Annotated in this window: 6 protein-coding genes; 2 read left to right on the forward strand and 4 right to left on the reverse strand. The window is 46.1% G+C overall.

The genetic code is table 11. From position 1 onward, the window contains the following. Positions 1-55 precede the first annotated feature (55 nt). Positions 56-499 carry a GNAT family N-acetyltransferase gene (locus tag AC5JL3_RS20195; protein WP_496076180.1) on the reverse strand — a complete coding sequence of 148 codons (444 nt, stop codon included), beginning with the start codon at positions 497-499 and terminating at the stop codon, positions 56-58. 19 nt (positions 500-518) lie between these two features. After that, on the reverse strand, positions 519-1,010 hold the full coding sequence (locus AC5JL3_RS20200; protein WP_496076175.1) for an acyl-CoA thioesterase: 492 nt from the start codon (positions 1,008-1,010) through the stop codon (positions 519-521). 330 nt (positions 1,011-1,340) lie between these two features. Between AC5JL3_RS20200 and AC5JL3_RS20205 the strand changes: the two genes are divergently transcribed. Both AC5JL3_RS20205 and AC5JL3_RS20210 read left to right on the forward strand, forming a co-directional pair. After that, on the forward strand, positions 1,341-3,569 hold the full coding sequence (locus tag AC5JL3_RS20205) for a DUF4384 domain-containing protein (protein ID WP_496076176.1): 2,229 nt from the start codon (positions 1,341-1,343) through the stop codon (positions 3,567-3,569). A gap of 599 nt (positions 3,570-4,168) precedes the next feature. Next, positions 4,169-4,639 carry an RNA recognition motif domain-containing protein gene (locus AC5JL3_RS20210; RefSeq protein WP_496076177.1) on the forward strand — a complete coding sequence of 157 codons (471 nt, stop codon included), beginning with the start codon at positions 4,169-4,171 and terminating at the stop codon, positions 4,637-4,639. A 173-nt stretch (positions 4,640-4,812) separates the two neighbouring features. Here AC5JL3_RS20210 and AC5JL3_RS20215 read toward each other — a convergent pair whose 3' ends face one another. Together AC5JL3_RS20215 and AC5JL3_RS20220 are read right to left on the reverse strand one after the other, a co-directional pair. Next, positions 4,813-7,365 (reverse strand): CHAT domain-containing protein, encoded by a 2,553-nt coding sequence (locus tag AC5JL3_RS20215; protein ID WP_496076178.1) that lies wholly within the window; start codon positions 7,363-7,365, stop codon positions 4,813-4,815. A 302-nt stretch (positions 7,366-7,667) separates the two neighbouring features. Next, the gene (locus AC5JL3_RS20220; RefSeq protein ID WP_496076179.1) at positions 7,668-10,619 is read right to left on the reverse strand and encodes a two-partner secretion domain-containing protein; all 2,952 of its coding nucleotides are present in this window, start codon (positions 10,617-10,619) and stop codon (positions 7,668-7,670) included. Positions 10,620-10,714: the final 95 nt, after the last annotated feature.

Below are 10,714 nucleotides of genomic sequence, written 5' to 3' on the forward strand. Positions count from 1 at the left end.
AGGGAAATGAGGGAGAGCGTTCATTTCCCAACACCCTATTCTCAGTTTCTGAATCTCATTCCTCAAACCAATACTCGTTCATATCACAAATAGGCTGATATCCGATCGCCTGATAAATATGATTAGAAGTAGGATTGGCTAGGTCTGTAAATAAAAAGCAGTACTTACGTCCTTGATCAAGTAGAGTTTGACTCAAAGCCGCCACACAGGAACTGGCATAACCTTGGCGACGGTACTTGGGTGGAGTATACACAAAATTGACTCGAATCCCATTGGGAGTTGCCCCGCGATAGCCTGCGGTGGCAACCGGAACCTGATCTTGCCAAAGATAAAGAAAACCCTTACGAAGATAACGCTCAATCATTTGTTCAGCCTCATCATACTCAGTTGCCTCGTCCAAGGCTTCTTGAGAAAAGGCTTGAACCCACTCAATCAAAACATTACGTTCTGCTTGGGTAGCTTGTCGAAAATAGCCGTTAGCTTTGGCAATAGGCTGGATGGTTTCAAGCTGATAAACGCTAAGTTGAAAGCTTTACAAGGGCATCTTTCACAGTTGATGGTAGCTGCCGCAAAATTTTACCCTTCTCACGGTCAACAGCAACTAACGTCACCAAACCTGTCAAATACAATTCTTCTCCATCCAAGGATTGAATGCGGTAATCCCAATTAATTCGGACACCTTCCATCTCTGCCATGCGTGTCTTAACAATAGCTGACATACCCATCCGAATCGGGCGGTGGTAGCGTAGCGAAAGCTCAACAACAGGTAAATCGCATCCTAAGGCTACCAAGTCAGCAAAATCAATGCCGATTGAGCGTAAGCATTCAACCCGCGCCTCTTCCATCCAAGCAAGATAAGTGCCATGCCAAACAACTCCGGAATAATCAGTGTGGTTAGGATGTGCCCGTACAGGATAGGTAAACCAGTTCTCGGTCGTGGCTGTCAGAGAATAGCTTTGGATCTCACTGCTAGGTGGCAGTTGGGCTGATGTTTGTGGTTCTTCCGACACGTTGCTAATTCTCCTAGAGAAGTTACACGCTTGAGTAAAAAATCAGTCACTGTTTCTTTCTAAATAACATAGTTGTGGTGTTGATGACTTGGTGAATAGTAGTGGCTATTCAGCGAGACTACCAGAGGTATGCTGGATAGGCTAAGCCCTTGGCATGGCTTTGTTTATCGTACTTTTAACTTCTACCAAGTTTTGTTGCATATCCTCTGTAAGACTGAGAGATATAGCTGACAAAGACAAGCAAGTTGCTGACTCGTGTGCCATGAGAATTTCTCTAGTGAAGTAAAAACCTTTAAAAATCATAAAGACGATAAGAGGAAGACTTGACTTATGTCTCGGATTAAGCGGCGTCAGTTTTTACAATTTGCTGGCTCTACACTAGCAACCTTAGGTTTGAGCCAGTTAGATATTCAGAGGGCAGGCGATCGCTACGGTCGTGTTCTCGCTCAAGGTACTCCACGCAAGTTGGCTTTATTAGTCGGTATTAATAAATATCTATTCGACCCCTTACAAGGATGTGTTACTGATACTTACTTACAGCAGCAGTTGCTGATTCATCGATTTGGTTTCAATCCCAAGGATATTGTCATCCTTACTGATGAGCAAGCAACTCGCCAAAACATTTTGAATGGATTTGAGGAGCATTTAATTAAGCAGGCTAAACCAGGTGATGTTGTGGTCTACCACTTCTCTGGACATGGTTCCCAAGTACGCGATCCGGATTACCCAGACTGCGACTTTCCAGATTGCCTCAATAGTACATTTGTGCCTATAGATAGTTCTTTACCCGCCGGATTTCCTAGTCCAGAAGGTGCTGTGCAAGACATCATGGGACGCACCTTGTTTCTGTTGATGAGTGCGATTCAAACTGAAAATTTTACGGCTGTCTTAGATAGTTGTTACTCTGGTGGCGGGACAAGAGGGAATGTAAAAGTGCGATCGCGTCTTGGCGGTTCTAAACTCCAGCCAATAGAAGACGAGCAAGCTTACCAACAACAATGGCTCTCAAGGCTTAATATTTCACCAACTGAATTCAAACAACGACGTAAACAGGGTGTAGCTAAAGGCGTTGTGATTGCCTCCGCTAGACGTGACCAAGAGGCAATTGACTCCCCATTCAATGGCTTTTATGCGGGAGCATTTACCTATTTGATGACTCAATATTTATGGCAACAAACAGGTCGTGAATCCTTCTCCCGTGTCATACCGAATGTTGCCCGTAGCACTACACGGATGACTTCCAACCAACAGGAACCACTGATAGAGTACAAACCAGGCAGCGATTATCTCACAAGCCCGGTTTACTTCCTCAATGAACGAACTCCCCCAGCAGAAGCCGTAATTACCAAAGTTGAGGGCAATCAAGCCGAGTTGTGGTTAGGTGGTCTTGACCCCGACAGCCTAACTGCCTTTGATAGAGGTGCAATTCTTTCCGTTGTAGACTTGCAAGGACGTGAAAAGGGACGAGTACAGTTGGAAGCTCGTACAGGCTTAGTCGGGCAAGCCCAGCTACTAGATGCGGCACAACCCGGAGCCTTCTTACAAGAACGTGCCCGCAGCATTCCCAACAACCTAACGTTGAAAATTGGTCTTGACCCCTCTCTTGGAAACGATGCTAATCAAGCTAAACAAGCTCTTACCAGTATTCCACGTATCGAAGCCCTACCGTTACAACAACAAGAGGTGCAATACATTTTGGGTCGGATGACTAACGCCTATCGGCAGCAAGTACAAACTCCAGTTGGGTCAAGCCTCCCAGAAGTTGGTAGTCTAGGTCTTTTCTCGCCTGTACTAGAGCTAATTCCTGACTCTTTCGGTGTAACAGGTGAAACAATTACAAGCGCTGTCACTCGTCTACGTGCTAAATTCCAATTGCTCCTTGCTGCCCGGATTGTCAAGACAGCTCTGAACACGAACTCCTCCCGATTAAATGTTGTTGCCTCAATGCAGCCAGAGGGAACTGAGGCAAGATTTGCTACTACCTTCCCGATTCGTGGTGTTGGTCAAGGTAGTCCAGGCACTCAGACTACGCCAGCGATTCCTCCAAATTCTGACAAACTCCCCTTAGGAACACCTGTACAGATACAAGTGACCAACAACGAAACCAGTGGGCTTTATCTAAGCGTGCTAGTGATTGACCCCACGGGAGAAATTTCTGTAATTTTTCCCAATCAATGGATTGCCTCTGAAGAGGTAACGCTGGTATCTGCTGGTCAGACACTCAAAATACCTGACCCTAGTAAAGACAGCTTCCGTCTCGTTACTCAAGAACCGAAAGGTGTTGCTGAGGTGCTAATTCTCGCCAGTCGAACCCCTTTGCGCCAAGCCCTTCAAGCCTTACGAGAACTTGCCGCACGCGATAACACACGCAACGGAATAGTAGGCTTACGAGGCTCAGATCAGCAAAATGAGCCAGCTAAGGTCATGGACTACTTGCTTGATGATGTTAATAATGGCACTCGTGGCAATGCAACTGACACTACCCGTAGCAGTAGCATGGCTCGAAGTATTGATACAAGCCAGTTAGCGGCTCTCTCAATTACCTTCGAGGTGATTTAGGGTTTCTATCCCTTAAAACTACGCAGACTACAGTTTGCTTTCACCGTAGTAACTTGAACTTAGCTATCTTCTTCTGACTCTCAGCCAAGAACTGAGAGTCAAATTGCTCTGGATGTGAGACAATGCTATTCGTGCCTTTAGCCAACTTTCTTAAGATTCCTGAAACGTGACATATTAATAGGGCAGACCTCTAGTTCTTCTAAAAATTTCTTAATTGCTACTCCCTTTGTCACAGCAGTTTTTGCAAAGCTACGGCTAAAGGCTGAAATCTATCTGTTATACTAGCTTGCCTACTGGAGACCGTGGTAACTTAGTAGATAGTGTAAATATTCTGTAATAATCAGAACAAAAGGAAAACTATTAGCCCTAATCTGAATCGGTTGTTAATCCGAGGTAAAAATACGGATCGCGATCGCAATAGATTGGATGGTATATCAGGAGTTTGATTTTACTGCATCAGTTTGTGCTGTTGAGCTTGGTAAGGATAGTCAGAAGATTGTCTGGACGTGAGAGCCGTTCGTCAATTCAATTCATTCTTAGCCAACATAATACTGGTGTGGACAATTTTTTGTTGGAATCCAAGTCTGGAGGTATCTCTCATGACCGTTCGTCTTTACGTGGGTAACTTGCCAAAAGAAGATGTAAACCGTGATGAACTGCACTCTGTATTTGCAGATGCTGGTGAGTCTGTTTCTACAAAGGTGATTAAAGACCGCAAAACTGGCAAATGTCGGGGCTTTGCTTTTGTCACCGTACCAACAGATGAGCTTGCTGATGAAATCATTGAAAAGTTCAACGGTCATATGTTCAATGACAGTGCTTTGAAAATTGAGAAAGCTCTGCCACGGTCGAAAAGCCAAGAAGAAGAAGAGGCGCGTCCAGCTAGTAGTACGCCTAGCAGTGCCCCCGTGCGTCGTGGAGGCGGTAAAAAGGCTAAGCGCAACACGTCTTCAAGCACACCTGCATCATCATCTTCTTCTGACTCAGGCTCAATCCAACCAGACCCACGTTGGGCTGCTGATTTGGCAAAGCTGAAAGACCTTTTATCAACTCAGGCTACTAATTCTTAGGCTCTGCTTAATTTCTAGGAGAGCTGAGAAAATCTTGGCAAGCATTAAAGCCGACTTGTCAAGTTTTACTGGATCAAGAAACGTAAGTAAGATGACGGGTGCTGTAGCTCTTAGTCTGTTATAAGGCTTGGGGATATAGCACCCGTATCATTTTCACGGTAGCCCTATTCCGTTTAGAGCCAACTGCCCACGAGAACAAAAGGTGCCCAGTAGCGGGGATGTTGGGAGCGAGGTTCTTGCAACAGCGATAGCTGAGCTAGACGCAAAGCTTCAGCTCGACTTACTTTAGTACGAGTTAACTCTCGGTAGAATGCACTCATCAGCACGGCAGTACTCTCATCGTTAACTGACCATAGTGTAGCCAGAGTACTGCGTGCCCCAGCTCGTACCGCTACTCCCGCCAATCCTAAAGCGGCTCGTTTGTCCCCAGCCGCCGTTTGGCAAGCACTGAGGACGAGTAATTCGAGCGCATTTGGCTGATTTTCGTCTCGGTTACGAAGGACGTTCTCCAACTCGTTGACATTGAGGCGACCATCCCAAGTAAGAATAAACGTTTCTTCAGCTTCAGAGCTGAACTGCCCGTGTGTTGCTAGATGTATCACGGGAAAAGGTAATGATTTGATTTCGTTTTGGATGGTTTCGCTAGTAAACTCTTGATTGAGTAAGACTGTAGTAGGTACTTCGGATTGAATCTCTTCTACTTCTAACGCCACATTGCTAAGAGCCGAGAAGCCCCCACGGGATTCGGTAAGTCCAGCCGTCAAAGCCTTTAACTCTCCCTGTACAAGCGATTTTGGAGCCAGCAATTGTAGTCCTGGAGTCAAGGCGACAGCGTACTTTTGTACAAGATACTGTTGACCGTCATAAAGAGCTGCCATCGGAATATTCCGTAGAGAACCATCTAAGACAAATACCAAGGTTTTAATTTGGCTTTGTATGAAGGCATCCTCAGCAGGTTTGAGTAGCCAATCATAAACTCGCTTCGATAATGACTGCGTTCGTTTTAGGGAGAAAGGCTTTACCAGTTCCTGCCGCAGTTCTTCTAAGGTTTCTTCCACGTCACCCTGAGCAATAGAAGTAGCGTAGTGACGTAGAGGCACATTGGGCAACTTGAGGATGACTTCTAAGCGATCGGGCAAGATAATTGGGTAGACAACGGCGGCTGTTGGATCATCTTGATCAATCACTTGGTCAACTTGTACAGCCTGTCCCTGCAAGCAAGCGGTTCGGAAAAAGTTGTCGAGTTCAGCGAGTTGGAGTGATTCAATGACGTTACGAGCTTGGACTAGGTTTTGTTGACTCGGCTCACTTTGGGTATTGGTGGATTGTAGGAGTAAATCGACTAACTGCCGATAGATAGGCTCTACTTCCTCCCGAAAGGAAAACTGAATGTCGGGATTAATGGTTACTAAATCACTGCGGAGAGATTGTAAAGTGTTGACGGCTTCAGTGTAAGCTGCGATCGCTTCTTGCTTTTTTCCAGTTGCTTTGAGAAGCCGCCCCAACTGCCACTGCCAACGATAAGCAATGTCTGAAGCATTAATACCTTGGGCAATCAGTAGCGCTTGCTCGGTAAGATCTTGAGCGTTGCCTAGTTGCTGAGTCTGTTCATAGAGTCCACCGAGATGCCCAAGGGCATAAGCTTCTGCACGACTATCTTTTAAGCTTTTTGCTTGTTGAACTGCTTTTGCCAAGACTTGACTAATGTCTGTCCAGGAGGGAGTGGTGTCTGTATTACTTCTCTTAAATCGTGTGAGACTCTGAGCAAAGTTAATCTGGGCATAAACAGAGGCACGGCTGACAGGCAAGCTAGCGATTTGACCCTGAATTTTTGAACCCAATGCTAATGCCTCACTGAGTTGCTGCGTTTCGAGTAACAAGCTCAGTTGATTCAGTTGGGCTTGTGTGCGTGTCATCGGTGAAGTGGATGTAGCTTCTGCCTGCTGATAAAACCCCAAAGCGGCTTCGGTTTCTTTCTGGGCGCGGGTTGTATTTCCTAAACTAAGTAGAGTGGAACTGATATCTGAGGGAGATTGTAGTTGCTCAGCTACCGCCAAACTTTGCTCTAAACTCTGCCGAGATTTCTTCAAGTTACCGATAACTCGAAGGGTATTACCCAGGCTACGCAAACCCATCGACTGAATTGGGTTGGGTTGATTTTGTAGCGCTGCTTCCACCTGAGTTAAGGTCTTCTCAGCTTGACGATAAAGCCCTAAAGCTTGCATGGCTTGAGCTTGGTTAATTAGGCTGCCAATAATTCCTATCTGGTCATCAGCTTGAATATAAGCCGTCGTTGCTTGCTGCCAGGTTGCGATCGCTTTTTGCGCTTGTCCTTGTGCTAGTTCCAACTGCCCGCGTGTATTGAGGGCTTGGGCGAGAATGAGTTGAGTATTCGTTGGGGTATCTTTTTTTGAGGACTGTAGTCTAGTGTCTTGGAGGAGTTGCAAGCTGGAACTAATAGCAACACCTGCCTCATCCCACTGCCCTAGCTGCTGGTAAGCCAAGGACAAAAAGCTCAATGCTGTAGCTTGATTCAGTTTATTTCCTTCAGCTTGAAATGCCTGTGCTGCCTCCTGCCAAACTTTGGCGGCTTCACTGAATTGTCCTGCTTCATAAAATTCCCTTCCCTGTTGCACCTGATCTGTTACGGATTGGGCAGTAGATGTGGGAGCTGAGGTAGCAAGAGATACTAGTTGCGTTGTAGAAACGCAATTACTTGCACTCATACAATCTATGTTTATCACCTGCCCCAAGACAATGCATAAAATGGTGCTGAATGCAAGAAAAACGTATTTTAGAAAGGGTTGTACTGCACGGACATACACAGACCATTTTCTTGCCATGTTCTTTTCCTCATTCTCCTTTCTCTAGTCATCTCAAGCCCGGTTGACTACTTGATTTAATTTAAAAATTGGGTAATTAGTTAGAAGTTAGTTGCCACAGACAGCAAACAACCGACAATGAACAATAACTTAATATACGTTAGTGGAGCAGCTTCACATGAAGAAGTAAATTCGCTCAACTAAAATCACAATTTTTTGCACTCGATTGGTGTCTGCCAAGCCCTGTGCGGTAGTACATGGGCAGCTTGCGCGGTGAGAACCACCTTACCCCTATCATTAATTACCCATCCTTGGGCTTCTACTGGCGGCTTAGTATCAGTTGGCTGAGTAATTAAAGGTTCCGCTGAACGATTTCCGGTAGTAGTAGTTGCCGGACGTAAATCTGTCCAAACGGTATCACTGCTGAGGGTTTCACCGGGAGTAGGCGGTAAGCCACCACGCCCAGTCACGATAAACTCACTTCTTGCTATCTGAGGCGTTCCACAACCAGAGGCAATTAATCCAGAGGCATCAACGACATCAGTAGGTAAGCCAACTAATCCGCGACTGGGGTCAACATCCGGCGTTGTGATTTCTACCACACCGTCTAGTCCAAACTCTGAACTGGCAGTGATGTCGCTTTCGGTAGTTAAGTCTTCTCGAAACTGGGTACCAAAGATGGCTTGGACTTGGATTTGGATGTTACCACCATTGCCTGTAAAGGCGTTAGCACTGATGTCGCTATTTTCCTCTGGGACAGCGATAATAAAGCCATCTGGAGTATCAATTGTAATGTTGCCACCATTCCCACCAGCACCAACGACACCTGCGGAGGTAGATATTCCACTTTGTTGGCGTAGTAGCAACAAATCCTCAACAGCTAGCGCAATATTGCCACCATCACCAGATGCGGTTTCTGCTGTGAGTTCGCCTTGGTTATCTAAAGTGATACTTCGCGTGGTAATTTGAAGATTACCTGCACCTTGAGCATCATTACTGGAGTTGAGGCTGCTGACAGCGGCTAGCGCCCTATCCCGAACAATTAACTCTCCTGTTTCAATCGTCAAATCTCCACCTTGCCCTGTGGCTTCAGGAATACCACCAACTCCAGGAATTCCGCCAGACAGAGCAAGCAAGCTTGTGGGAAACCGATTATCAGCAAAGGTTCCAACGAGTTCCACGGATTCTGAAGCCTGAACAATTAAATCTCCCGCATCCCCTGCACCAAACGTCGTAGTTTGTAGAACGGCTCCATCTCGAAGGGTCAATCGCTCAGTTTCAACCCTTAAAGTTCCTCCATCTGCTGTAGAGCCTATACCTGTGCCAGCAAATAAACCACTACCAAATGACAAGCCTGTGTCATTAGTAAGGAATTGACCATCTGCTGAGAGTGCTACTCCAACCAGTTCTACATCAAAAGCCTGAACTGTCAAGTTACCTGCACTAGCTTGGCTAAATTCGCTAAAGGTCGTAACTGAAACTTGTGCCCCACCTTGAATACTTAAGCGCTCAGTATCGATGGTTAGATTACCGCCAGTCCCTGTAGCCCCTTGTTCAGAATTAGCAAGCAAACCACTAGAAATTATCTTATCGTCTGCTGAAGTGCCGTAACCGAGTAGTGTTACTTGGGTCGCTTGCACCGTTAAATCCCCAGCATCTCCTTGACCAAACGTAGACGTTGATACTTGCGCTCCATCTGAGACAAGCAACTCGCCCGTATCAATCGTCAAACTTCCGCCATCTCCGGTAGCTCCCCGTTGAACTGTAGCCTGTAATAAACTACTGTTTTGGCGATCGCTTGATCTGCCACTTACCTCTACGAAGTCTCTTGCCCGTACAATTAGACTGCCACCCTCTCCTTGACCAAAAGTAGAAGTTGAGACTCGCCCTCCATCCTGGATAATTAATTCTCTCGTTTCAATCGTTAAACTTCCCCCAAATCCTGTAGCATCCTCCTCTTCAACCCCAGCAAACAACCCACTGGGAAGCCCATTCATCGCGCTACCAATGACTTCTACGGACTCTGAGGCTTTGACTGTTAGAGCACCTGCCGACCCGGCACCTAATGTACTAACGAGTATCTGTGCCCCATCCTGAACTATTAAGCGCCCCGTTTCCACAGCTATATTGCTTCCAGCACCCGTGGCTTCAAAATCACTAAAAGAAAATAAGCCACTCGCAAAATTGCCATCTGCTGTAGTTCCACTGAGTTCTACCGACTCCGAGGCATTGATGCTTAAGGTGCCTCCTGGTATTGAGCCTAGGGTATAAGCCTGAATTGCTGAACCGTCAGTGAATGTCACCCGCCTTCCTGAAAGCTGAACATTTCCACCACCCTCGCCAGTGACATCCACGAAAGCTTCATTGCTAAGTGATATATCAGCTCTGGCGACATCATCAGGAAAACTCAAACGTAGACTATCACCATCAACGTTTAGCCCTACTATTCCCGCTCCTGCCACTCCTCCTAATTCGACTCGACCACCTGGAGTTCGTAAATATCCACTATTCAAACTTACATTGCCGCCTACTAACGCTAATGTTTTATCAAGCCGCGCCCGTAGACCAACAGGTATCCCTAGGCGGTTGCGTGCCTGAGATTGATTAAGGATGTTTCCTTGTGTCCCTCCAAATTGCAAACCAATCGGAACACTTACGGTAAGTAAAGGTGTAGTTTGAGGAGCAGTAGCACTAAACTGGCTACCATCAGCAAAGTTTAGGCTACTGGCTGTACTTGCTAGGAAAGAGCCGCCAATGTTCAACGAAGCATTAGAACTAAAAATAATACCGTTGGGATTGATCAGAAAGAAGTTGGCAGGACTGACAGTACCATTAGCTTGAAGAACTTCAATTAATCCATCAATAGTTGAAACGGATAACCCAGTTACGCGAGAAATGATGTTTTCAACAGCTTGGTCAATTTCTTGAAAAGAGGCAACTTCTCCAGTGGGAACCGAAAATTCTCCAAAGCTGTGGAACAAGTTAGAGCCAGCTTGAGTACCCCCCGTGATAATGCTGGTGTTGCCGTTTGGCGTAACGATGGAAAGATTTTGTAGGGTTATATCCTCAACGATTTGTGCTGGCGTGGGATTAGTTGTTGCCAACCAGAAGAGAGAAAAACTAGCAGCAAACCAAAGTGACTGACAATGCGGTTTCATATGCCAACCCCGAAACTGAATGAGAACAGTTATCTGCCTACCACCATTGGTGACAAGTTAAGGCTTTCTGGCAGTTGTCAAGAGGATCTGAGAAA

Source organism: Symplocastrum torsivum, assembly GCF_059505465.1.

Coding starts and splice junctions, on each gene's coding strand:
- AC5JL3_RS20215 (WP_496076178.1), bottom strand. CDS start 7,365: ATGAGTGCAAGTAATTGCGTTTCTACAACGCAACTAGTATCTCTTGCT.
- AC5JL3_RS20220 (WP_496076179.1), bottom strand. CDS start 10,619: ATGAAACCGCATTGTCAGTCACTTTGGTTTGCTGCTAGTTTTTCTCTC.
- AC5JL3_RS20205 (WP_496076176.1), top strand. CDS start 1,341: ATGTCTCGGATTAAGCGGCGTCAGTTTTTACAATTTGCTGGCTCTACA.
- AC5JL3_RS20210 (WP_496076177.1), top strand. CDS start 4,169: ATGACCGTTCGTCTTTACGTGGGTAACTTGCCAAAAGAAGATGTAAAC.